20 protein-coding genes are annotated in these 22,836 nt (G+C 62.7%); 14 read left to right on the forward strand and 6 right to left on the reverse strand.

Annotated features, from left to right (window positions below; translation table 11 throughout):
* Nucleotides 1-137 precede the first annotated feature (137 nt).
* The 4 genes from topA (at nt 138) to rpmG (ending at nt 6,074) form a co-directional block, all read left to right on the forward strand.
* Nucleotides 138-2,903 (forward strand): type I DNA topoisomerase, encoded by a 2,766-nt coding sequence (gene topA / locus NDB2M4_RS06290; protein ID WP_072372060.1) that lies wholly within the window; start codon nt 138-140, stop codon nt 2,901-2,903.
* 32 nt (nt 2,904-2,935) lie between these two features.
* Nucleotides 2,936-5,236 (forward strand): ribonuclease R, encoded by a 2,301-nt coding sequence (gene rnr, locus NDB2M4_RS06295; protein ID WP_072372063.1) that lies wholly within the window; start codon nt 2,936-2,938, stop codon nt 5,234-5,236.
* A gap of 99 nt (nt 5,237-5,335) precedes the next feature.
* On the forward strand, nt 5,336-5,791 hold the full coding sequence (locus NDB2M4_RS06300; protein WP_072372066.1) for a DUF983 domain-containing protein: 456 nt from the start codon (nt 5,336-5,338) through the stop codon (nt 5,789-5,791).
* A gap of 115 nt (nt 5,792-5,906) precedes the next feature.
* Complete coding sequence (gene rpmG / locus NDB2M4_RS06305; protein ID WP_072372069.1) at nt 5,907-6,074, forward strand: 50S ribosomal protein L33; 168 nt, start codon at nt 5,907-5,909, stop codon at nt 6,072-6,074.
* A gap of 573 nt (nt 6,075-6,647) precedes the next feature.
* Here the strand turns inward: rpmG and NDB2M4_RS06310 are convergent.
* Nucleotides 6,648-8,018 (reverse strand): PleD family two-component system response regulator, encoded by a 1,371-nt coding sequence (locus tag NDB2M4_RS06310; RefSeq protein ID WP_072372072.1) that lies wholly within the window; start codon nt 8,016-8,018, stop codon nt 6,648-6,650.
* Between the two features lie 30 nt (nt 8,019-8,048).
* Complete coding sequence (locus NDB2M4_RS06315) at nt 8,049-8,480, reverse strand: response regulator (protein ID WP_072372075.1); 432 nt, start codon at nt 8,478-8,480, stop codon at nt 8,049-8,051.
* 171 nt (nt 8,481-8,651) lie between these two features.
* On the opposite strand from NDB2M4_RS06315, the gene NDB2M4_RS06320 reads away from it, so the two are divergent.
* Entirely contained in the window at nt 8,652-8,945 is a 294-nt protein-coding gene (locus tag NDB2M4_RS06320; protein ID WP_072372078.1) for a DUF3572 domain-containing protein, read from the forward strand.
* On the opposite strand, the gene NDB2M4_RS06325 is transcribed toward NDB2M4_RS06320, so the two are convergent.
* A complete protein-coding gene (locus tag NDB2M4_RS06325) occupies nt 8,935-9,837 on the reverse strand; it encodes a cell envelope integrity EipB family protein (protein WP_072372081.1) in 903 nt (300 codons plus the stop codon). The genes NDB2M4_RS06320 and NDB2M4_RS06325 overlap by 11 nt on opposite strands.
* A 151-nt stretch (nt 9,838-9,988) precedes the next feature.
* Here NDB2M4_RS06325 and NDB2M4_RS06330 point away from each other — a divergent pair, with 151 nt between their 5' ends.
* The 4 genes from NDB2M4_RS06330 to NDB2M4_RS06345 all read left to right on the forward strand — a co-directional run bounded on the left by NDB2M4_RS06330 (nt 9,989) and on the right by NDB2M4_RS06345 (nt 12,930).
* Nucleotides 9,989-10,456, forward strand: coding sequence for a RidA family protein (locus tag NDB2M4_RS06330; RefSeq protein ID WP_072372084.1), 468 nt, complete (start codon nt 9,989-9,991; stop codon nt 10,454-10,456).
* 8 nt (nt 10,457-10,464) lie between these two features.
* Complete coding sequence (locus NDB2M4_RS06335; protein ID WP_072372087.1) at nt 10,465-11,214, forward strand: glycerophosphodiester phosphodiesterase family protein; 750 nt, start codon at nt 10,465-10,467, stop codon at nt 11,212-11,214.
* A gap of 33 nt (nt 11,215-11,247) precedes the next feature.
* On the forward strand, nt 11,248-12,438 hold the full coding sequence (locus NDB2M4_RS06340; RefSeq protein ID WP_072372089.1) for a GNAT family N-acetyltransferase: 1,191 nt from the start codon (nt 11,248-11,250) through the stop codon (nt 12,436-12,438).
* 69 nt (nt 12,439-12,507) lie between these two features.
* Complete coding sequence (locus NDB2M4_RS06345; RefSeq protein WP_072372092.1) at nt 12,508-12,930, forward strand: HIT family protein; 423 nt, start codon at nt 12,508-12,510, stop codon at nt 12,928-12,930.
* A gap of 24 nt (nt 12,931-12,954) precedes the next feature.
* On the opposite strand, the gene NDB2M4_RS06350 is transcribed toward NDB2M4_RS06345, so the two are convergent.
* Nucleotides 12,955-13,266: a hypothetical protein gene (locus NDB2M4_RS06350; RefSeq protein ID WP_072372095.1), complete on the reverse strand. Its 312-nt coding sequence runs from the start codon at nt 13,264-13,266 to the stop codon at nt 12,955-12,957.
* A 134-nt stretch (nt 13,267-13,400) separates the two neighbouring features.
* On the reverse strand, nt 13,401-15,101 hold the full coding sequence (locus NDB2M4_RS06355) for an MFS transporter (protein WP_244536071.1): 1,701 nt from the start codon (nt 15,099-15,101) through the stop codon (nt 13,401-13,403).
* Nucleotides 15,102-15,279: 178 nt separating this feature from the next.
* Here NDB2M4_RS06355 and NDB2M4_RS06365 point away from each other — a divergent pair, with 178 nt between their 5' ends.
* The 5 genes from NDB2M4_RS06365 (at nt 15,280) to NDB2M4_RS06385 (ending at nt 20,181) form a co-directional block, all read left to right on the forward strand.
* Entirely contained in the window at nt 15,280-16,308 is a 1,029-nt protein-coding gene (locus NDB2M4_RS06365) for a hypothetical protein (protein WP_139247122.1), read from the forward strand.
* 143 nt (nt 16,309-16,451) lie between these two features.
* Nucleotides 16,452-17,495 carry a linear amide C-N hydrolase gene (locus tag NDB2M4_RS06370; protein ID WP_083555949.1) on the forward strand — a complete coding sequence of 348 codons (1,044 nt, stop codon included), beginning with the start codon at nt 16,452-16,454 and terminating at the stop codon, nt 17,493-17,495.
* A 184-nt stretch (nt 17,496-17,679) separates the two neighbouring features.
* Nucleotides 17,680-18,252, forward strand: a complete 573-nt coding sequence (locus tag NDB2M4_RS06375) for a TetR/AcrR family transcriptional regulator (RefSeq protein WP_072372104.1) — start codon at nt 17,680-17,682, stop codon at nt 18,250-18,252.
* 39 nt (nt 18,253-18,291) lie between these two features.
* Nucleotides 18,292-19,317, forward strand: a complete 1,026-nt coding sequence (locus NDB2M4_RS06380) for a quinoprotein relay system zinc metallohydrolase 2 (RefSeq protein ID WP_083555952.1) — start codon at nt 18,292-18,294, stop codon at nt 19,315-19,317.
* A 54-nt stretch (nt 19,318-19,371) separates the two neighbouring features.
* Nucleotides 19,372-20,181 (forward strand): quinoprotein dehydrogenase-associated SoxYZ-like carrier, encoded by an 810-nt coding sequence (locus NDB2M4_RS06385; RefSeq protein ID WP_244536072.1) that lies wholly within the window; start codon nt 19,372-19,374, stop codon nt 20,179-20,181.
* 186 nt (nt 20,182-20,367) lie between these two features.
* Here the strand turns inward: NDB2M4_RS06385 and clpA are convergent, their stop codons facing one another.
* A complete protein-coding gene (gene clpA / locus NDB2M4_RS06390) occupies nt 20,368-22,830 on the reverse strand; it encodes an ATP-dependent Clp protease ATP-binding subunit ClpA (RefSeq protein ID WP_072372107.1) in 2,463 nt (820 codons plus the stop codon).
* Nucleotides 22,831-22,836 lie beyond the last annotated feature (6 nt).

Raw genomic sequence — 22,836 nt, forward strand, 5'->3', positions numbered from 1 at the left:
CGCCACAATCCTCACCCATGTTCCCGGGCCGACCGAACCGGGAATTTCTGCCCCGGCGGCCGCGGGCTCACGACCCACCCCTCGGGTCTAAAGCCCCATATTCTGGGCTTCCCCGTCGCCAGCCTGAAAGCTCCTAGATGAACGTCGTAATCGTCGAATCGGCTGCCAAGGCCAAGACCATCAACAAGTACCTGGGCAGCGGCTATAAGGTCATTCCGTCCTTCGGTCACGTGCGCGACCTGCCGGCCAAGAATGGCTCGGTCGAGCCCGACAAGGACTTCGAAATGCACTGGGACATCGACGCTAAGTCCCAGAAAATTATCAAGGAAATCACTGAGGCCGTTAAGAAGGCCGACAAGCTGATCCTCGCCACCGACCCTGATCGCGAAGGCGAGGCGATTTCCTGGCACATCCTCCAGATCCTTCATCAGAAGAAGGCGCTGAAGAAGGACATGGAGGTCGAGCGTGTCGCCTTTAACGCTGTCACCAAGCAGGCGATCCTCACCGCGCTTTCCGAGCCCCGCAAGATTGACACCCCGCTGGTGGAAGCCTATCTGGCCCGCCGCGCCCTCGACTATCTCGTCGGCTTCACCCTATCGCCGGTCCTCTGGCGCAAGCTGCCCGGCGCACGCTCGGCCGGCCGCGTTCAGTCCGTCGCACTGCGCCTGATCTGCGACCGCGAGCGCGAGATCGAGATCTTCAGGACCGACGAATACTGGACCATCGACGCCACCATGGCGACGGCCAAGGGCGAGGAATTTCCTGCCCGCCTCAACGCCATCAACGGCACGACGCTCAAGAAGCTCGACATCAAGGCCGGCGACGAAGCCAACGCCATCAAGGCCGCCATCGAGAAGGGCGACTTCCGTGTCGTCTCGACCGACAAGAAGGCCGTGAAGCGCAACCCTTGGCCGCCCTTCGCCACCTCGACGTTGCAGATGGACGCCTCTCGCAAGCTCGGCTTCTCCGCCAAGCACACGATGCAGGTCGCCCAGCGCCTCTATGAAGGCGTCGACATCGGCGGCGAGACTGTCGGCCTCATTACCTACATGCGAACCGACGGCGTCACGATCGTGCCGGAGGCGATCAATGCCATCCGCGGAATGATCGCGCGCGAATATTCGCAGCGCTACGTCGCCCCGTTCATTCGCGAGTACAAGACCAAGGCCAAGAACGCACAGGAAGCGCACGAAGCCATCCGCCCGACAGACGTCAATCGCCGTCCGTCAGACGTCGCCAAGTACCTCGATAAGGATCAGGCGCGCCTTTACGAACTCGTCTGGAAGCGCGCCGTCGCCAGCCAGATGGCTTCCGCCGAAGTCGAGCAGACGACCGCCGACATCGAGGTCAAAGGGCGCGACGGCAAAACCTACACACTCCGCGCGACAGGCTCTGTCATCCAATTCGAGGGCTTCCTCAAGGTCTACGAGGAAGGCCGCGACGAGCGCCTCCACGCCGCCAAGGGCAAGGACGACATCGCTCCCGACGACGACGCTTCAAGCCGCCGTCTGCCCGCGCTGCAGGAGGGTGACAAGGTCACCGACCGCCTGATCGAGGCTGAGCAGCACTTCACGCAGCCGCCGCCGCGCTATTCCGAAGCAACGCTCGTCAAGAAGCTGGAAGAGCTGGGCATCGGCCGCCCGTCCACTTACGCCTCGACGCTCGCCGTGCTGCAGGAGCGCGAATACGTTCGCGTCGACAAGAAGCGCCTCGTCCCCGAGGACAAGGGCCGTCTCGTCACCGCCTTCCTCGAAGGCTTCTTCAAGCGTTATGTGGAGTACGACTTCACCGCCGACCTCGAAGACAAGCTCGACTTGATCTCCGACGGCAAGCTGGAGTGGAAGGACGTGCTGCGCAACTTCTGGCGCGAGTTCACCGGTTCCGTCGACGACATCAAGGACTTGCGCGTCGGCGAGGTGCTCGAAGCCCTCAACGAGATCTTGGGTCCGCACATCTTCCCCGTCCGCGAGGACGGCTCCGATCCGCGCTCTTGTCCCTCGTGCAAAACCGGACGCCTCAGCTTGAAGATTTCCGGCAAGTACGGCGCCTTCATCGGCTGCGGCAACTATCCGGACTGCCGTTTCACGCGCCAGCTCGGCGATGTGAACAGCCAGGGTGACACGGAAGCGGCCGGCCCCGACGGCAAACTGCTGGGCTACGACCCTGACACCGGTCTCGCCGTGACGCTGCGCTCCGGCCGCTTCGGGCCCTACCTCCAGCTCGGCGAAGGCTCCGACGGCGAAAAGCCCAAGCGCTCTAGCATTCCCAAGGGCGTCGATGCCGGGTCGGTCGATCTCGAATTTGCGTTGAAACTTTTGTCGCTTCCCCGCGACGTCGGCATGCATCCAGAATCCGGCAAGCCGATCACCGCCGGCCTCGGCCGCTACGGCCCCTTCATCCTGCACGATGGCACGTACGCCAACGTGGAGAGCATCGAGGATGTGTTCTCGGTCGGTCTCAACCGCGCCGTCACGCTGTTGGCTGAAAAGGCGGCCGGCGCCAAGAGCCGCTTCCAGCGCGCCAAGCCGACTGTTCTCAAGGATCTCGGCGAGCACCCCGACGGCGGCGGCAAGATCGAGGTGCTGTCCGGGCGCTACGGTCCTTACGTCAAGCACGGCGACGTCAACGCCACGATCCCAAATGGCAAAGAGCCAGCGACACTCACTGTTGCCGAGGCTGTCGAGTTGATCGCCGCCCGCGCCGCCAAAGGCCCGTCCAAGAAAAAGAAGCCTGTGCGCAAAGCAGCAGCCGAGACCAAGCCAGCCGCGAAAGGTGGCAAGGTAGCCAAGAGCAAGACAGCCAGCACCAAGGCTGCCGGGTCGAAGACGGCCGCCAAGTCGACAAAGACGACGAAAGCAAAGGCAGCGAAGTCGAAGTCCGAGCCGGCCGACGCGGAGACGTGAGCCTATAATGATCTCTCGCCGGGCACGCTGATATGGCGCCGCGCAAGCCAAAGGCCCAAAAGCCAAAGGCCAAGTGGAGTGGCCCGGTAAAGCGCGATGGCTTGCCCGGCCGCGACGAAATTCTCGAATTTATCAAGACCTCCCCCGGCAAGGTCGGAAAGCGCGAGATAGCACGCGCGTTCGGCATTCGCGGCCCCGAGCGCATGGACTTCAATCGCCTCCTCGCCAGCATGAGCGAGGAAGGAATTCTCTCCGGCGATCGCAAGCGCTTGCAGAAGAAGGGGAGCCTTCCTTCCGTCACCGTGCTCGAAGTAACCGGGCGCGACGACGATGGCGACCTCATCGCTAAACCGGTCGTCTGGGAGGACGATGGCGAGCGTCCCTCGGTGCTGCTGCCCGTCCGCTCCGCACGTGGCCCCGAAGTCGATATCGAAGCCTCCATCGCCGTCGGAGACCGCATCCTCGCGCGCATCACCGAGCTCAGCGGTGAGGACGTCGAGGGCTATCGCTTCGAAGCATCACCCATCAAGCGCCTTCCGCGCGAGAAGCGCCGCCTCATCGGCATCTTCCGCGCATCCAAGCGCGGTGGCGGCACCATCGAGCCCATTGATCGCAAGCAGCTTCGTTCGTGGTCGATCCATAGCGGTGATGAAGGCGGCGCCAAGGACGGCGACCTCGTCCGCTTTGATCTCGCCCGCAAAGGGCGCATGCACACGCCGCAGGCGCGCGTGCTGGAGTCTCTCGGCAATCCCGACGACCAACGGCAGATCAGCCTCATCGCCGTTCACGCGCACGGCATCCCCGACGACTTCCCCGAAAGCGTCGTCACCGAAGCCGAAGCGCTGACGGAGCCGACGCTGCAGGGCCGCACCGACCTGCGCGACGTACCGCTCCTCACCATCGACCCGCCCGACGCGCGCGATCACGACGACGCCGTCTATGCCGAGCCCGACACCGATCCCGCGAACCCCGGCGGATGGATCGTGCTCGTCGCCATCGCCGATGTCTCGCACTTCGTCCGCCCAGGCTCCAAGCTCGACCGCGAGGCGCAGTTGCGTGGCAACTCCGTCTATTTCCCCGACCGCGTCGTGCCCATGCTGCCCGAGCGCATCTCCAATAACCTCTGCTCGCTACGCGAAGGCGAAAACCGCGCCTGCCTCGCTGTGCGGATGGTGTTCGACAAGGACGGCGCCAAGCGTACGCACACTTTCATGCGCGCAATGATGCGCTCGGCCGCCAAGCTCAGCTATCAGGAGGCGCAAGCCGCCATCGACGGCAACCCTTCCGACAAGGCAGGCCCGCTGCTCGATCGCGTCCTGCGTCCGCTCTGGGCCGCCTATGAGGTGCTTGCCGCCGCGCGTGACAAACGCGCCCCGCTCGATCTCGATCTGCCCGAACGCAAGATCCTTCTCGACGACAAGGGCCGCGTGAAGGACGTCGTCACGCCCGAGCGCCTCACCGCCCATCGCCTGATCGAAGAATTCATGATCCAGGCCAACGTCGCCGCCGCCGAGCAACTCGAAACGAAGAACACACCTGTCGTCTACCGCATCCATGATCAGCCCTCGAAAGAGAAGCTGACGAGCCTGCGCGATTTCCTCGACACGCTCGGCATGAAGCTGCCGCAGGCGTCGACGCTGAAGCCCGGACACTTCAATGGCATCCTCGCCCGCGCCAAGGAGCTACCCGTCGCCGATCTCGTCAACGAGGTCGTGCTGCGCAGCCAGAGCCAGGCCGAATACAACGTCGACAACATCGGCCACTTCGGTCTCAACCTCCGCCGCTACGCGCACTTCACCTCGCCGATCCGCCGCTACGCGGACCTGATCGTGCACCGGGCCCTCGTGAAATCGCTGCGCCTTGGAGAGGGGGCGCTGGAGGATTTCGAGATAGGGCGGCTGCGCGAGGTTGCTCAGCAGATTTCCGATGCCGAGCGCCGTGCGATGAGCGCTGAGCGCGAAACCGTCGACCGCCTTATCGCAGCGCATCTGGCGGACCGCATCGGCGCAAAGTTCACCGGCCGCATCGCCGGCGTCACGCGCTCGGGATTGTTCGTCCGTCTCAAGGACACCGGCGCCGACGGCTTCGTGCCCGTCTCCTCGCTCTCCAACGATTTCTACAATCACGTCGAGGAGCACCATGCCCTCGTCGGCAAGCGCAGCGGCGAGACTTTCCGCCTTGGCGACACCGTCGAGGTGCGGCTCGTCGAAGCAGTCCCCTCCGCAGGTGCACTGCGTTTCGAGATGCTGAGCGAAGGCAGCAAGGGCCGCATCTCAGGCGGCCATTACGCTGGTAAACAGCGCAGCAAGGGCTCTTTCAGGCGGCGACGCTGAGCCGCGATGAGCCTGTGACATCGGGCGCCCGTATTCGCACGCACTTGACCGCCCGGGTCCGCCGCGCGAGGCTGACCCACGTCATCTACCGGAGGACGAATGGCCACCACAGAACCGATCACGTTCGCAGACGAGAGCAAGCGCGACATCGTGCAGGCGATGCGCCGCGGCGCTGCGAGCAAGTGTCCGGCCTGCGGCCAGGGCAAGCTCTACACCAGCTATCTGAAGGTGACGCACGCGTGCCCCAACTGCGGTGAGGAGATGCACCACCACCGCGCCGATGACGCTCCGCCTTACTTCACGATGATCATCGTCTGCCACTTCATTGTCGCGGGCGTCATGATGGTGGAAGAGTATTTCCACCCCAACTACTGGCTTCACATTGCCATGTGGTTTCCGCTCACCATCGGCATGAGCCTTTGGCTGCTCCCGCGCATCAAAGGGGCCCTGGTCGGCTTGCAGTGGGCGCTACGAATGCACGGCTTTGGCGGACGCGATTCGCTCGATCCGGCTGCACCGGCGCCCGAGCCCAGGCCCGCGAACGAGGCCTCGTGAGAGTAAATGTCGCTCACCCGTTGACCATTGCTTGACAGCCAAGCGGCTCTGGCTATGGTGCGCGCTCGCTGCGAAAGAGCAGACAGTTTCAGGTTCCCCGAAGGTTTCCCCGATCATGGCCAAGCCCGTAACGCAGAAGATCAAACTGCTTTCGACCGCAGGCACGGGGTTCTTTTACGTGACGAAGAAGAACCCGCGCACAAGCACCGAGAAGCTCGTATTCAAGAAGTACGACCCGGTCGCCAGGAAGCACGTCGAATTCAAAGAAACCAAGATTAAGTAAGCAGCCGCCGGCCGGCGCCTGCCTATCGTGAAAGCGGCTCGCGCGGGCACTTTGCGGTGTCCGTTTGCTGGAGCTTGCAATGTTGTGATGGCCGATGGACTTGACCAGGGCCCGCAACTCAACCCGGCAGCGGGGTAGTTAGTCCGAGAAAGCCACGGACCCTGGTCTAGTAACCAGATGGTTCGTCAAAGAGGGCGTTGACTCCCCGCCTGGTGCCGTGGCTGGTCCGATGCGGCTTCAACGAGGAGGCCACTCTAGCCGCGAGACCGAGCCACGATTTCTCCGCGCTATCAGGAAATGCGGCGGACCTGATAGAACGGAAAACTGATGCGCATGAGACGGGTCTAGGAGACCGGCTCCCACACCTCGATATTTATCGACCCCCTCGCGGATTGGTAATCTGACAGAGGACTTTGGTTAACGCAAGTTATGCTTTGACTGTGGTCAATGAAGCACGCTCAGACCCGATTCCAAAAATTCGCCCAGATCGTCTGAGTTGCAGATCGCGATCTAAACCGAACCCCGCACCCGAATCCGCGAGCGGATCATTAAGTCTGAAATATCAGTGGCCTGCTAGGCGGCATTCGCCGCCACCCGATTGCGCCCGCGCCTTTTGGCCTCGAATAGCGCCGTATCCGCGCGACGAAATACCGATTGGGGTGTGTCATCTGCGCGCTCGAGTGTGGCAAGTCCGACGCTGGCCGTGATGTGGATTCCAGAACCCGGACCAATCACAAAAGTGTCGGCGGCAACCGAAACCCTGAGCCGTTCGCCGATCTGACAGGCGCGCTCCAGTGGCGTATCGGGCATGATGATCAGGAACTCTTCCCCGCCGTACCGGCAGGCCAGGTCGATTCCGCGCGTATTGCGCTTGAACCGCTCGGAAAACTCCCGCAGCACCGCATCGCCTACGTCATGGCCATAGGTATCGTTCACACTCTTGAAGTGGTCGATATCCGCCAGCAGTACCGATAAAGACCGGCCGCTGCGCCGCGCCTCTTCCACCAGCGTGGCGAGATGCGTCTCCATGTATCTGCGATTGTGCAGCCCCGTCAGCGGATCGATGACAGCCGCTTCGATTCTCTCCTCTAAGCGATTGCGCAGATGATCCGAATAGCGCTTGCGCCTTACCTGCGAGCGCGCTCGTGCCATCAGCTCATTCTCGTCCACAGGGCGCATGACGTAATCGTTGATGCCCATATCCAGCGCACGCAGGAGCCGGGCCTCGTTGCCGGGCTCGACGAGCACGATGATCGGCAGATGGCGTGCGCGATCGGCTGAACGCACTTGCGAACACAGACGCAGGCCGTCAGCGCCAGACATCGTCAGGCTAACGATCATCAGATCGAATTCCTGGCTGGCAAGCTTTGCCAGTGCCGATTTCGGATCGGAGATGACGACGTCCTCGTGCACGCTCCCCAGCCAACCGGCAATCCGTTGAGCCGACCGCGTATCGTCGTCGACGACAAGCACCCGCCCGCTCTCTTCTGACAGCGCCTTCAGCAGCGCGGCATCCTCGCTGAGGCCCATCTGCCGCCCGGTGAGGGCGCGCATCAGCATTTCATCGGTCAGCGTTTTCAGCCGCGCGAGATTCCTCACGCGTGTGACTAGCGCAATCTCATCGACCGGCTTGGTCAGAAAGTCATCGGCACCGCCTTCAAGACCACGCACTTTGTCCGACGCCTGATCGAGCGCAGTAACGAGAACGACCGGAATATGATGGGTTTTTGGATTGGCCTTGATGCGGCGGCAGACTTCGAACCCGTCGAGCCCCGGCATCATCACATCGAGCAACACGACGTCGATGCGTTCACGCTCGCAGATCTCGATGGCTTCCAATCCGTTGCAGGCCGTCAAAACATCGAAATATTCGGCGGACAGCCGCGCCTCGAGCAGCCTGACGTTTGCGGAGATGTCATCAACGACGAGAACGCGCGCAGTCATCTGTGATTCTACTCAGTACAAAATTGACGCTCACGCGCGGGCGGCGCCCACGAACTGCTGCACGGTCTCGAGAAAATGCCCAACCGAAATGGGCTTGGAAATGTAGGCTTCGCACCCACCCGAGCGAATGCGCTCTTCATCGCCCTTCATGGCGAAAGCGGTGATGGCGACAACAGGAATGTGGCGCAGCTCGTCATCTTCCTTGATCCACTTCGTCACCTCCAGCCCCGAAACCTCCGGAAGCTGGATGTCCATTAGGATCAATGCCGGGTGATGGCGCCGCGCGAGCTCCAACGCATCAAGACCGCTGCGGGTCTGAATGGTCTGATAGCCATGGGCTGCGAGAATATCGTGGAAGAGCTTCATATTGAGCTCGTTGTCCTCCACGATGAGGACCGTCCGGTCGCTTTTCCGCGGGACGATGCCGCGCGGCCCGACTGTGCTGGTCTCCTGGATAATCATGATGCTGCAGCCAAACTCCCCGCACTCTTTTGCACCGATTCTTCGGGCTCGACTGGCGGCGAGTGTGCTGGCGAAGGGGGTAACCAACAGTTAATGGTTTGTCCCACGCTGGGACTTCCGCCAGCGAACACCCTATCTTTCAAAGTTTAGGTGAATTGGGAGTTGAGCCAAATGCACACGGACAGGGCCGAATCGATCGGAGTCTCCGCACTCTTGTTTCTCGCGGGCGACGAAGAGCGGCTCATTCGCTTCCTCACTTTGACGGGAGTAAGCCCCCAGCAGCTGCGCGCAGAAGCCCGCTCGCCGCAGATGCTTGTTGCTGTTCTCGACTACCTTTTGCAGGACGAAAGCACGTTGCTGGTATTCGCTTCCTCGGATGGCATTCCACCCGAGGACATCGCTCCCGCCCGCCGCGCGCTTGCGGAGATGGCTGGCGAGATCGGCGATCCCGAGATCAGCGTTTAGGGCGAGGCGCTGGCGCTTTCGCGTCCGTCGAGCACTTGCCCTCTTCGAGGAACGTCAGCTCCTTGAGTTCGCCACGAATGGCAAAATCCCCATAGTCGATGTAGAGCCGCGAGGAGACGCCGTTTTCATAAAAGCGGAACGACAGCTCATACGTGGGCAATGCATCGAGCTGACTTGGTCCCGGCTCGAAATAGCCGATCGCCACCGGCCACGACGACAAGCGTTCGAGCTGATCGCCATGCGCCAGCGTAGAGGGAACCTTTATGCTGCCGGGAGCCGCCCGCGGACCAATAGCGGCGCTGGTTTCGTAAAACTTCTCGCCCTTGTCGGAGCCATCGTAGAGATTGGCCGTAAAGAGGCTCTGCCCCTCCCGTGCCGCCTCGACCAGGGCAATCGAATGCTGGATCGGGAAGTAGATATCGGCCGGCAGCTTGATCATCTTCTTGGCCGGCTTCGTGAGCTTCACCTCGGTAAAGGACTTCCCGTTCTCCGTGCCGGGTTCCGCAGTCCCTTGGGCCGCCTCGGCGAGTTTCTGATTCTCGTACTGGCTCGAAGAAAAGCGCAGCCGATGCGCCGCAACCTCCTCGAAGCTCGTCGTCCTCAGATCGTTGAGCTGAGATGCGCCCTCCTGATTCGTGAGGCGGGTAACGAAACGCATGTTCTGCGCATACTCACCGCACGTGGTGCCGGTCATCTCGTAGACCATGCGCCCGGTCATGTCGGCGACCCCGGACCCCGGCGTCGCGTGATCGAAGGTGATATCGTACACCGCCCGGTGCGGACGAAACTGCACCGCGCCGCCCGCCACCTGCGCGCTCGACGTGTGGATCGGCACGACCATCGCCGCCGAGCCCACGGCCCAAGCGATCACAACCTTCGTCACTTGCAGCATTCTTCCTCACGCTCATTCCGGCGGCAACGTAACCCGGACTGGTTAAGTCCGGGCATATTCACCCCCGGCCGCCATTGCCAAGACGCGGCGCCCCGGTCAAAAAGGCGGTTCTGAAGCCGGATGAAGCCGGCGCTTCACAGGGGACCCTAGCATGACCGAAAATGTCGAAGCGCGACTTGCGACGCTTGGTATCGCGCTACCCGACGCCCCCAGCCCCGTGGCTAACTACGTCCCCTATAGCCTCGCTGGCAACATGCTCTTTATCTCCGGCCAGGTCTCCAAGGCAGGCGACGGTACCCTCGCCAAAGGGCAGCTCGGAGGCGGAGTGTCCGTTGAGGAGGGCCGGGAAGCGGCCAGGTTGTGCGCCCTCAATATCCTCGCGCAGGCCCGCGCCGCCCTGGGCAGCCTCGACCGCATCGCGCAGGTGATCCGCCTCACCGCTTTCGTCAATGCGGCACCCTCGTTTACCGACCACCCGCAGGTCGTCAACGGCGCCTCGGACTTGATGGTCGAGGTCCTGGGGGACAAGGGCCGCCATACCCGGGTGGCTGTCGGGGTCTCGAGCCTGCCGCTGGGCTGCGCCGTCGAAATCGACGCCACCATCCTCGTCAACGGCTAGGTGCCCTCATGCGCGATCGTGCGGCCTTTCTGAAGCCGATTGCGCATCGCGGCCTGCACGACGCGGCCAAGGGCATCATCGAGAACACCGTGCCGGCCTTCGAGGCCGCCATCGCACGCGGCTATGGCATCGAGTGCGACGTGCGCCCGGCCGCATGCGGGACACCCATGGTGTTCCATGACCTGACGCTCGAGCGCCTCATCGATGGCGAAGGGCCGCTTGCCAGGCACCGTGCGGAGGCTCTGAAGTCCCTCCGCTACAAGGCCGGCGGTACGGCCATCATCGACCTTGCCGATCTTCTCGCCCTCGTCGCCGGCCGCCAGCCGTTGCTCGTCGAGATCAAAAGCGAGTGGGACGCGCCCGATCCCACTTTTCTCAAAGGCATTGCCGCCGCCGCAGAAGCCTACCGTGGCCCCCTTGCCCTGATGTCGTTCGACCCTGCCGTCATGGCGGCGATGCGGGAGCTTGCCCCCGCCATCCCCCGCGGCATCGTGTCCGGCCAGTACGTCGGCGACTGCTGGTGGCGCGGCAAGCTCGGCCCCGAGCGCGCTTACGACCTGACACATCTGCTTGAATCGGGACCGGCCGCGCCCGACTTTTACGCCTATGACGTCAACGCGCTCCCAACGCCGGTCACGCGTTTCACGCGTGAGGTCTTGGCATTGCCCCTGTTCACGTGGACAGTCCGCACTGAGGAGCAGCGCGCCACAGCCGCCCGCTGGGCCGACGCACCGATATTCGAAGGATACGAGCCCTGACCCTGGGGCCCGCGATGAGGGCAAGCATTCGCAATGAGCATCGACAACGGTGAGAAGCGGACCGTTATCGCCAGCATCGTTGCCAGCATTGCCGACATTCCTGCTGTGAGCTGGGATGCCTGCGCCAATCCCGATGCAGCGACGTACAATCCGTTTATCGCCCATGCCTTTCTGAGGGCCCTGGAAGAATCCGGCTGCGTCGGCAGTCCAGACACCGGCTGGATCCCTCAGCACATCACGATTGCAGACGCTGACGGAGAGATTGCCGCCTGCGCACCCTGCTACGCCAAGTTCAACAGCTCCGGCGAATACGTGTTCGACCATTCCTGGGCCAGCGCCTATGACCGCGCCGGCGGCAGCTACTACCCCAAGCTACAGATCGCAGTGCCCTTCACGCCCGTCCCTGGCAATCGATTGCTGGTGCGCCCCGGCCCTGATGCCAAGCATCACCGCCGCCTGCTCGCCGCGGCGGCCGCCCAACTCGCTCAGCGCATCGGGGCCTCGTCGGTGCACATCACTTTCCTCACCGAACCTGAGTGGCAATTGCTCGGCGGTGATGGCTATCTGCAGCGTACCGACCAGCAATTCCATTGGAGCAATGCCGGCTACGCGAGCTTTGATGATTTCCTCGGCTCACTCGCATCGCGCAAGCGCAAGGCGCTGCGCAAGGAGCGCGCAGAAGCCCTCAGCGGCGGCCTCGTCATCGAGCACTTGAGCGGCGCCGACGTCAAGGAACGCCATTGGGATGCGTTCTTCGAATTCTATATGGACACTGGCAACCGCAAGTGGGGGCACCCCTACCTCAATCGTCGCTTCTTCTCACTGCTCGGCGAAACGATGGCCGACCGCTGCCTGCTCGTCATGGCCCGCCGCGGTGAACGCTACGTCGCCGGCGCGCTCAACCTCATCGGCGGCGATTGCCTCTACGGGCGCTACTGGGGCGCCATCGAGCATCACCCGTTTTTGCACTTCGAGCTCTGCTACTATCAGGCGATCGACTACGCCATCGCGCACAAGTTGGCGCGCGTCGAAGCCGGCGCCCAGGGAGAGCACAAGCTCGCCCGTGGCTACATGCCGACGCCGACGTATTCCGCGCACTACATCGTCGATCCGGGTTTTCGTCAGGCCGTGGCCCGCTACCTCGAGGGCGAGCGTGCTGCCATCGCCGAGAACATCGCCGACCTTTCCGCCTTCGCCCCCTATCGCAAAGGCCAGCAGCAATAACTGTGCGACGATTGCTTGACGCCGCCCGCGGCGATCCGTTTAACAGCCCCGAGCAAACGGGAGGCCCGCATGTCCTACGATGACAGCAACGTGTTCGCCAAAATCCTGCGCGGCGAGATCCCCTCGCACAAAGTCTACGAGGATGCCGACGCGCTCGTATTCATGGACGTCATGCCCCAGGCGCCCGGGCACACACTGATCGTGCCTAAGGCCCCGTCCCGCAATATTTTGGATGCCGACCCGGCCGTTCTCGCGAAGGTGATCCCCATCGTGCAGCGCACCGCGCGCGCGGTGAAGGAAGCATTCGCCGCCGACGGCGTGACGGTGGTCCAGTTCAATGAGCCTGCCAGCGGTCAGACGGTCTACCACCTGCACTTCCACGTCATCCCGCGCCACGAAGGCGTTCCGCTGATGCCGCATGCGCGTGAGATGGAAAAGCCCGACGTGCTCGCCGCCCACGCAGAAAAGATCCGCGCAGCGTTCAAGAGCTGAGGGCAGAGCGCCGCGATCCTACGATCAGCCGCTGCAGGCCTGATACTTGTCCCACCAATGCGGATTGCCGGTGCGCACAGCCATCGTGCGCAGGCACCCGCAGTCGCCATACGAGCAGGCCGAGCGATAGGCACGCGGGCTGCTGTAGTAGCGCAGGTTGTCGCCATTGCCGCGCGGGGTGATGCGATAGTAGCGCCGGCGCGGAGCGCGCGGTGCCGCATATCCGTCCCATCGGTACCATCCACCTGCTTCGGCGGGCGTGACGGTTGCTGGAGCAAGGGTCGCGACGCTGGCGGCAAACGCCGCTAAGCCGCAAATGGCGAGTGAGTGCCGCATGGAAAGGCTCCCGATGCTGCCGCCACCTGCCCGAGCGGGAGCGTGGCGGCTGCTGAAAAGCCGCGAGTATCCAACGACTTGGTAAAGGAACCCGCAACCGCCGCGTGAACAGAGCGCGCCGGCGCGTGGGTTGCCTAGACAGCCGTGATGTCCCGGTCCTTGGTCTCGCGCAGGAACAGCGCGCCGATGACGAACGTGCCCAGCGCCACGACGACCGGATACCAAAGCCCTGCGTAGATGTTGCCCGACCACGCGACGATCGCCGTCGCCAGCAACGGAAGCATGCCCCCGAACCAGCCGTTGCCGATGTGATACGGCAGCGACATCGACGTATATCGAATGTTGGTCGGAAACAGCTCGACCAGAAACGCCGCGATCGGCCCGTACACCATCGCCACGTAGATCAGGAAGGTGACGAGGACACCGAGCAGCACCGGCCAGTTGATCTTCGCCGGATCGGCCTGCACAGGCGCGAACGACACCGCCCCATCTTTCTCGACCCGCTTCAGGTTCGGATAGCCTGCCGCCACCAGCGCGGAGTTGTACGCCTCGGGCGTGAATGGCGAAACGTCCGTCCCGTTGATGTTGAGAACCACCGGCGCCCCCGCGCCCGCATCCTTCGTTTTGAACGACAGCCCGAGCTTGCTGATGTGATCCTTCGCCTTGTCGCATTCGGTGAATGTCGACCACGGCCCGACGAAGATGTGGAAGTTGCATTGCGCCGCATCGACGCTGAGGGTGAGTTGCGTCTTCTGCTGGAACGCTACGAGATCGGGGTTGGCCGCGTTGGCCATCAGCGCGAACAGCGGGAAATACGTGAGCGCCGCGATGAGGCACCCCGCGAGAATGATTTTCAGGCGCCCGATCCTGTCGCTCAGCCATCCGAAGAAAATAAAGAACGGCGTACCGATGACGAGCGAAGCCCCGATCAACGCATAGGCATAAAGCGGATCGACCTTTGCCGTGATGGTGAGGAAGAACAGTGCATAGAACTGCCCCGTGTACCACACGACGCCCTGTCCTGCCGTGGCGCCGAGCAGCGCCAGCAGCACGTATTTGTTATTCGGATAGCGCAGGAAGCTGTCGGTGATCGGCGAAGTGGAGCCTTTGCCTTCCTCCTTCATGCGCATGAACACCGGGCTCTCCTCCAGCTTCAGCCGGATGTAGACGGAGAACAGCAACAGCAGCAGCGACACCAGAAACGCAACGCGCCAGCCCCACTCTGCAAACGTCTCCGCGTCGAAGAAATAGAACCGGCACGCGCCGATCACCACCAGCGCCAGGAAGAACCCAATCGTCGCCGTGGTCTGGATCCACGACGTTGCAAAGCCGCGCTTGCCCGGCCGCGCATGTTCCGCGACATACGTCGCCGCGCCGCCGTATTCGCCGCCCAGCGCCAGCCCCTGCAGCAGCCGCAATGTCACCAGCAGCACCGGCGCCGCCCAGCCGATGCCCGGCACCGTGTAACCGAGGATGGTTGAATCGGAGAACGTCGGCAGCAAGCCGACCGCGAACGTCGAGATGCCCATCACCACGATGGTGACAAGGAACGTATACTTGCGCCCAACGAGATCGCCGATGCGTCCGAACACCAGCGCCCCGAACGGACGCACAATGAAGCCCGCCGCATACGTCGCGAATGCCGACAGCAATGCGGCGGTATCGTTGCCGGGCGGGAAGAACAGCGCCGCAAAAAACGGTGCCAGCGTCGCGTAGAGGTAAAAGTCGTACCACTCGAAGACGGTGCCGAGCGAGGAGGCAAAGATAACCCGCCGCTCGCCCGAGGTTATGCCCCTGTCCGTCTTCGCGACGGATTCCACCCCTGCATATGCCACGCCCATCCCCCCGATCGGCTTTTTGTTCTGCCCCAATCTACTCAGCACTTAAGCCATCTGGAAATCGATAGTTTCGAATTCACCGATCGCGACCCACGCCCGCGCCGCCCTTCCAGACATCAAGGCGCCGCTTTGCATCGCTAGCTCGGCCAACGGGGAAGCTTGGGAGGAACAGCCGTTGAACCTAAAGGCGAAAAGCGCGCTCTTGGCGCTTGCGTTCTTGCCGTTCAGCCATTGCCAGTCCGCAGCCGGCACCTGCTGGACACCTCCGCAGCCACGCACCGTCGAAGAGACGGTTCTCGTCGCCCAGAACACCCCACAGCCCGGCACTTCTTCTGCCGATCAGTCCATGGCCATGCTGGCCCTCTCCGACGGGCGGCAGCGAGCCGCATACGGCGCCGGGCTTCTCGTCGGCTGGGGCCAGACCGGCGCCCGCCCCGATTTCGCCGTCGTCACCGCTGTCGGCATGAGTGCGCTGATCGCGCCATTCGTATTTGTCGGACACACAGGCGACGAGGCCGTCATCGACATCTTCGCTTGCGCCGCAGGCACTCTGCACGACATGGCCGAGCGCGCTGCCTCTCGCATGACACCGGCGGTGCTCGACGCTATCGCCCGTCGCCATGCGGCGGGCGCAAGGTTGCTGATCGCGCTTCCTGGTTCAGCCGCGCGCAAGGAAACCATCTGGGACATCGGCGCTATCGCTGCGAGCGGACATCGTGCCGCAAAGAGCCTGATCGCGTCGATCCTGCGCGCCTCCGTCGATATGATCGCCTATGTCGATCCCGACACAGCACCCGTGAAGGCGGGCCTCGTTGCCGTGCGCAATCCTGTTCTTCGCCGCCTCGGCGCCGGTGAACCGTTCCTTGCACCGCCGACGTTCCGAACGTCACCGGCCGCCAACTACCTCATCCACAACGGCGTGCTGTTTGCGGATGAAGGAGAAGCCTTCGCCGCCGAGCAGGCACAGCACGACACCCCGGCACAACCTGCCATGTGGCTGCTGCCCGCTCAGGAGTTGTTTGCGACCGCTGAATTGCACCATGCGCGCATCGCGATCGCATCGCTGCGCCCGAGCCTCAACATCCAGCCGGCGACGTCAGAGTGCGACCCTACTTTTATGCGCACGCTCTTCGAGCATGCCTTCAGGCAAGGCCGCATGCGGCGCGACTGGCGCTCTTCCTTGGTAGACCCCACGCACCGGTAGCTCGAGGGTCACCCCAAGTCCCCGAAGGCACATTCCTGCGCTCTCACATCGCCGACCGATTGCGAGCAATTTTAGCTTTGCTCGAAACGGCGTTCCAATCGCTCTTTGCTAGATTGCCCGCCGTCGCTTGGAGATTTTTCCCGATGAGCAATCGCGTTTCCCGCCGGCAGGCACTTGCCGCCCTCACCGGGCTCGGCGCCGCCGCCGCGCTTCCCACCGCCGCCGCGCAGGCTTGCAGCCGCATCTTTTGGAACGACAATCCTGTGAAGCTCATCGGGCGCACGCTCGACTGGAGCCGCAATTTCGATGAGGTCCTGTGGGCCCTCCCCGCCGGAATGGAGCGCGAAGGGCGCGTAGCGGAAAATCCGGCCAAATGGACCTCGCGCTACGCAAGCCTCATCATTGCCGGCCTCGACGTTTGCACCGAGGAAGGCGTCAACGAGAAGGGGCTCGCTGTAAATCTGCTCTTCCTCGACGGCACCAAGTACGAGCCGCGCAACTCCAAGCGCCCCGGCATCGCCTTCTTCCAGTGGCCACAGTACTACCTCGACAACTACGCCACCGTGAATGAGGTGATCGGCAACCTCGACCAGGTGCAGGTGGTCAACACTGCCCTCGGCGAGGAATACCCCGAAGGCCTGCCGCTGCACGTCGCGATTGCCGACGCTGCCGGGAACTCGGCGATTATTGAGTTCATCAAGGGCGAGCCTACGGTTCACATGGGCCGGCATTACCAGGTGATGACAAACGAGCCCACCTACGACGAGCAGATCGCCAACTTGCTCAAATACAAGCCCTTCGGCGGCACCATCGCCGAACTGCCCGGCGGCATCCAGGCGACCGATCGCTTCGTGCGCGCCGCCTACACGCTGAAATACTTGCCGAAGACCAGCGACGTTCCCCAGGCCGTCGCCAATATGATGAGCCTCGTCAACAACGTGTCGGTGCCCTTCGGCAGCCCGTACTCCGGCGTCTCCGGCACCTACCCGACTTGGTACCGCTCGATCATCGATCCCGATTCCCTCGTCTACTACGTGCAGACGACGATCACGCCGAACACCTTCTGGGTCGACATGAAGAAGCTCGACCTGAAGCCCGGCGCGCTCGCACTGCGCATGCCCATCTTCGACGAAAAGCTGATGGGCGAAGCCAGCGGCGCATTCAAAGAGGGCAAACCCTCGGTCTAGGCGCTCAGGTCAATCTGCTGCTCGGAGCGACCACCGACATACCAATAACATGTTGAATTGTCACAAGAAATACATATGCGCCGGTGCCAGATCCACTGGCCAGTCACCCGACGATCAGTACCAACTTGGCCTGCGCGCCGCGCGTTGAGTTGACTGCCTACCAACTGGTAGATAGTCTGCAGGAATGAAAGCACTCGACACCAAATCCGCATTGCTTGCCGAAGCCGAGAACCTTGTCAGGACCAAGGGCTATGCGTCGTTCAGCTATGCCGACCTCGCCGAGCGCGTCGGCATTCGCAAGGCCAGCATCCATCACCACTTCCCCACCAAGGAAGAATTGGGTGCCGTCCTCATCGACACCTATCTCGAGCGCTTCACCGCACAACTCAAAGAGCTTGGCGCCGAAGACATCGATACCCGCAGCAAACTGCTGACCTATGGCGACTTCTTCGCCGCCAGCCTCGAAGACGGGCAGATGCCGCTGTGTGGCGCGCTCGCTGCCGATGCCGCGTATCTCCCCGCCTCCTTGCAGGAGCGCGTCAGGATATTCTTCGAGCTGCACCTCGAATGGCTGGAAGCCGTCTTGCGTGAAGGCGCAGCCAAACACGACTTCAAGCTTTCGCGTCCGTATCGCAAGACTGCGCTGATGCTTCTGAGTGCGCTGCAAGGCGCCAGCATTGTCGCCTGGGCACTGAAGGATCCTTCAGTCATCAAGCCGGTATTCCGCCAGCTCGTGGAGGGCCTGGCGGCGAAGTAACGACACGACACCCATCTCGCAACAAAAAGGATGGCACCAATGTGCACACCCGCACAATTGCAAGTCATCACGAGACCAGGCACGGAGGAAACGCAGACAGTCGCCGGCGCGCTCAAGCGCTCCGTTTCGCGACGCGACCTTCTCGTTGGTTCACTGGCATTCTCCGTTGCACCAGCGCTCAGCCATTTTTCCGCGCACGCCGACGCGATCATGGCCTTTACCGAAATTGCCCCTGGCATCTTCGTGCATCAAGGTCGCTTCGAGTTGCAGTCTCCGCTGAACCGTGGAGACATGTCCAACACGAGCTTCGTCGTCGGCACCGATGCTGTTGCGGTCATCGACACACTCTGCAGCGCCAAACTCGGCAGCGAACTGCGCGCAGCAATCAGGGCCGTGACCGACAAGCCCGTCCGCTACGTCATAAATTCGCACATGCATCCCGACCACGTTTTTGGCAACGTGGCATTCAAGAACGACGACAATGTCGAGTTCATCGGGCACCACAAGCTCGCCCGCGGGTTGTCCGCGCGAGCTGACACATATCTCGCTGCAAACAAGATGATGCTGGGAGATGACGCGTTCGCCGGAACCGAGATTGTGCTGCCGACGCGCGGCGTCGACGACAAGGTCACCATCGACCTTGGCGGCCGACAGCTCACGCTCGAGGCCCAGTCGGTTGCCCACACCGACAACGACCTTATCGTTTCCGATAGCGCCACCGGCACGCTGTTCCTCGGCGACCTTCTCTTCTCCGGACACATCCCCACGCTCGATGGCTCGCTGCGCGGCTGGCTCAGCCTCATCGACAAGCTGGAGCATTACAAGCCGACGCGCGTCGTGCCAGGCCACGGCCCGCACGCGATGCAGCTTCCCGAAGCGGTGGGTGACGAGAAGCGCTATTGGTCGACCGTCGCAACGGACGTGCGCCGGATGATCAAGGAAGGCAAGACGATGAGTGAGGCGACCAAGACCGCCGGACAATCTGAGCGCGATCACTGGAAGCTGTTTGACCAATACCACGTCCGCAACGTGACCGCCGCCTTTGCCGAGCTTGAATGGGAATAAGAAGTACAACGCATAAGGATGGAAACGCACATGACCGAGCAATTACGAAAGAGGATGGCACGATCAGCCGTCATTGCATTGGCTGCGGGCCTCGGCCTCGCCATGACCGGTGGCGCACGTGCCGATGAAGACGTCTGGCCCTCGCTCCAACGCGATGTGTTCGACTCCCGCCCGATGACCGAGAACGAAGGCATCATCCAGATCGACGCCCCGGAGCGCGCCGAAGATGCTGCCGTCGTGCCCATCACAGTGCGCCTGTCGCCCTCGTTCAAGGAGCCGGTGAAGTCGATGACGCTCGTTATCGACAAGAACCCCGCACCAGTCGCCGCCACTTTCACCTTCGGCCCCGCTGCCGGAACCGTTGGCGGCGAGCGTCGCATGTCAACGCGCGTGCGCGTCGACAGCTATTCCTATGTGCACGCAGTTGTCGAAACAGCCGACGGCAAGCTGCACGTGGCCAAAAAGTTCGTGAAGGCTTCGGGCGGCTGCTCAGCACCGGCACCGAAGGACGCCGACGCAGAAACCGCCGAGCTCGGCAAGACGCTGGTCAAGAGCTACGCGCCGGCCGTCGACACGACACCGCTGCGCGAAGGCCAGATCATGATCAAGCATCCCAACCGCAGCGGCATGCAGATCGATATGGAGACCCGCGGCTATATCCCAGCGCGCTTCGTCAAGGACATCGAGGTGAAAAGCGGCGACGATCTGGTGTTCCGCGCCGAGACCGGAATCTCCATCGCCTCCAATCCGAACTTCCGCTTCACCTACGCCAACGCCGGAGACAAGCCGCTCACCGTGACGGCAGTCGACAGCGACGAGACCAAATTTTCCGGTCAATCGGCAAAGGAACCGGTCTCTCAGTAGACCATCCGAGCCCCGGCGATTACGACGGCCCAGTGCCTTGTCCGGGTGCGATCATCTCCCGATCGCATCCGGCCCCCCTCCCCGGGCCCCATCCCCGGACAAGCCGCCGCCCCCTAGCCGTCGGCAAAACAAAAGCGCCGGAGATTTCTCTCCGGCGCTTCGTTGTTTCTGAGCTGGCGCTCTCGCCTACTCGTCCTTGCGGCGCGGCACGTTCGGCACCGCTCCACCCGATGACTTCGACGACCGCTCCTTGCGCTCCTTCGGGCTCGGCAGAGCCTTGCGCGGAGCCGCCGCGTCGACGAGCACGGCCTGCGGCTCGTCCTCGTCCTCATCGTCGTCATCGTCGGCAGCCTTGCCCTTCGGCCGCTTAGTGGGATCGGGTGCCAGGAACTCGAAGACCAGCTTGCGGTCCTCGCCCTTGCCTTCCACGACCACCTTCACCGTGCCGCCATGCTCGAGCCGGCCGAACAACAGTTCATCGGCCAGCGGCTTCTTGATGTGCTCCTGTATGACGCGAGCGAGCGGACGAGCACCGAACTTCTCGTCATAGCCCTTCTCGGCCAGCCACCGCGTCGCCTCCTCGTCCAGTTCGATGAGCACGCCGCGATCTGCAAGCTGCGCCTCGAGCTGGAAGATGAACTTCTCGACCACCTTGGTGATCACCTCCGGCGGCAGACCGGCGAAGGGAACCACCGCGTCGAGGCGGTTGCGGAACTCTGGCGTGAACATGCGGGCAATAGCCTCCGTGTCCTCGCCTTCCCGCTTGGCCCGGTTGAAGCCCATCGGCGGCTTGGCGAGGTCGGACGCGCCCGCGTTCGTCGTCATGATCAGCACGACGTTGCGGAAGTCGACCTGCTTGCCGTTGTGATCGGTAAGCTTGCCGTGATCCATTACCTGCAACAGAATGTTGTAGAGATCAGGATGCGCCTTCTCGATCTCGTCCAGCAACAGCACGCAGTGCGGATGCTGGTCGATGCCGTCGGTCAAGAGACCGCCCTGGTCGAAGCCGACGTAGCCCGGAGGCGCGCCGATCAGGCGGCTGACCGTGTGCTTCTCCATGTACTCCGACATGTCGAAGCGCAGCAGCTCGATGCCCATGAGGTCGGCAAGCTGCTTGGCAACTTCGGTCTTGCCGACGCCCGTCGGCCCCGAAAACAGGTAGCAGCCGATCGGCTTCTCCGGCTCGCGCAGACCCGCACGCGACAGCTTGATCGCGGAAGAGAGCGCCTCGATCGCCTTGTCCTGACCGAACACGACGCGCTTCAGATCCTTTTCGATGTTCGCGAGAACTTCGGCATCGGACTTGGTCACCGTCTTTGGAGGAATGCGCGCCATCGTAGCGATGGTCGCCTCGATCTCCTTCACCGTGATCTTCTTCTTGCGCTTGTTCTCCGGCACCAGCATCTGCGAGGCGCCCGTCTCGTCGATCACGTCGATCGCCTTGTCGGGCAGCTTGCGGTCGTGCAGGTACTTGGCCGACAGCTCCACCGCGGTGCGAATGGCATCGTTGGTGTACTTCAGCTTGTGGAAGCTCTCGAAGTAGGGCTTGAGGCCCTTGAGGATCGCCACGGAATCCTCGACCGAGGGCTCCTTCACATCGATCTTCTGGAACCGGCGCACCAGCGCGCGGTCCTTCTCGAAGTGCTGGCGATACTCCTTGTATGTCGTCGAGCCGATGCAACGCACGCTGCCCGACTGCAAGGCCGGCTTCAGAAGGTTCGAGGCATCCATGGCGCCGCCCGACGTCGCACCCGCACCGATCACGGTGTGGATCTCGTCGATGAACAGGATCGACCCTGGATAGTTCTCGATCTCCTTCATCACCGCCTTGAGGCGCTCTTCGAAATCGCCGCGATAGCGCGTGCCCGCGAGCAGCGCACCCATGTCGAGTGCGAAGATCGTGGCATCCTGCAGAACTTCCGGCACCTCGCCCTTGATGATCTTGCGCGCGAGACCTTCCGCGATCGCCGTCTTGCCGACGCCCGGATCACCCACCAGAAGCGGGTTGTTCTTCTGCCGGCGGCACAGCACCTGGATCGTGCGCAGAACCTCTGGCTCACGGCCGATCAGCGGATCGATCTTACCGTCGCGCGCCTTTCGGTTGAGGTTGACGCAGTAGGTATTGAGCGCGTCCTGGCCGGGCTTGCGCTCTTCGCCCTCCTGCTGCTCCTCGTCGACACCACGAACATGGCGCGGCTCGTTCATGCCGGGGCGCTTGGCAATTCCATGGCTGATGTACTGCACGGCATCAAAGCGCGTCATCTCCTGCTCCTGGAGGAAGTACGCGGCGTGGCTTTCACGCTCGGCGAAGATTGCCACGAGCACGTTCGCGCCCGTCACCTCTTCGCGTCCCGATGATTGCACGTGCACGACGGCGCGATGGATCACGCGCTGGAAGCCAGTCGTCGGCTGGGCTTCCGTCGCCTCCTTGGAGACGAGCGCGGACAAATCGTTGTCGAGGTAATTCGTAACGCGTGAGCGCAGCGTATCCAGATCGACCGTACAGGCCCGCATCACCGCGGCGGCGTCTCGATCGTCGAGAAGAGCTAGCAACAGATGTTCGAGCGTTGCGTATTCATGGCTACGCTCGTTGGCGGCTTCCAAAGCGCGATGCAGGGCGCTTTCCAGGCTCTTCGAGAACGACGGCAAGGCTTA

The sequence above is a fragment of the Hyphomicrobium sp. NDB2Meth4 genome (assembly GCF_900117445.1).
Lineage (GTDB): Bacteria > Pseudomonadota > Alphaproteobacteria > Rhizobiales > Hyphomicrobiaceae > Hyphomicrobium_A.

Bases quoted from the DNA above. Each gene is read 5' to 3' on its own strand.
- topA (WP_072372060.1), top strand. From the start codon at position 138: ATGAACGTCGTAATCGTCGAATCGGCTGCCAAGGCCAAGACCATCAAC.
- rnr (WP_072372063.1), top strand. From the start codon at position 2,936: ATGGCGCCGCGCAAGCCAAAGGCCCAAAAGCCAAAGGCCAAGTGGAGT.
- NDB2M4_RS06300 (WP_072372066.1), top strand. From the start codon at position 5,336: ATGGCCACCACAGAACCGATCACGTTCGCAGACGAGAGCAAGCGCGAC.
- rpmG (WP_072372069.1), top strand. From the start codon at position 5,907: ATGGCCAAGCCCGTAACGCAGAAGATCAAACTGCTTTCGACCGCAGGC.
- NDB2M4_RS06310 (WP_072372072.1), bottom strand. From the start codon at position 8,018: ATGACTGCGCGCGTTCTCGTCGTTGATGACATCTCCGCAAACGTCAGG.
- NDB2M4_RS06315 (WP_072372075.1), bottom strand. From the start codon at position 8,480: ATGATTATCCAGGAGACCAGCACAGTCGGGCCGCGCGGCATCGTCCCG.
- NDB2M4_RS06320 (WP_072372078.1), top strand. From the start codon at position 8,652: ATGCACACGGACAGGGCCGAATCGATCGGAGTCTCCGCACTCTTGTTT.
- NDB2M4_RS06325 (WP_072372081.1), bottom strand. From the start codon at position 9,837: ATGCTGCAAGTGACGAAGGTTGTGATCGCTTGGGCCGTGGGCTCGGCG.
- NDB2M4_RS06330 (WP_072372084.1), top strand. From the start codon at position 9,989: ATGACCGAAAATGTCGAAGCGCGACTTGCGACGCTTGGTATCGCGCTA.
- NDB2M4_RS06335 (WP_072372087.1), top strand. From the start codon at position 10,465: ATGCGCGATCGTGCGGCCTTTCTGAAGCCGATTGCGCATCGCGGCCTG.
- NDB2M4_RS06340 (WP_072372089.1), top strand. From the start codon at position 11,248: ATGAGCATCGACAACGGTGAGAAGCGGACCGTTATCGCCAGCATCGTT.
- NDB2M4_RS06345 (WP_072372092.1), top strand. From the start codon at position 12,508: ATGTCCTACGATGACAGCAACGTGTTCGCCAAAATCCTGCGCGGCGAG.
- NDB2M4_RS06350 (WP_072372095.1), bottom strand. From the start codon at position 13,266: ATGCGGCACTCACTCGCCATTTGCGGCTTAGCGGCGTTTGCCGCCAGC.
- NDB2M4_RS06370 (WP_083555949.1), top strand. From the start codon at position 16,452: ATGAGCAATCGCGTTTCCCGCCGGCAGGCACTTGCCGCCCTCACCGGG.
- NDB2M4_RS06375 (WP_072372104.1), top strand. From the start codon at position 17,680: ATGAAAGCACTCGACACCAAATCCGCATTGCTTGCCGAAGCCGAGAAC.
- NDB2M4_RS06380 (WP_083555952.1), top strand. From the start codon at position 18,292: ATGTGCACACCCGCACAATTGCAAGTCATCACGAGACCAGGCACGGAG.
- NDB2M4_RS06385 (WP_244536072.1), top strand. From the start codon at position 19,372: ATGGCACGATCAGCCGTCATTGCATTGGCTGCGGGCCTCGGCCTCGCC.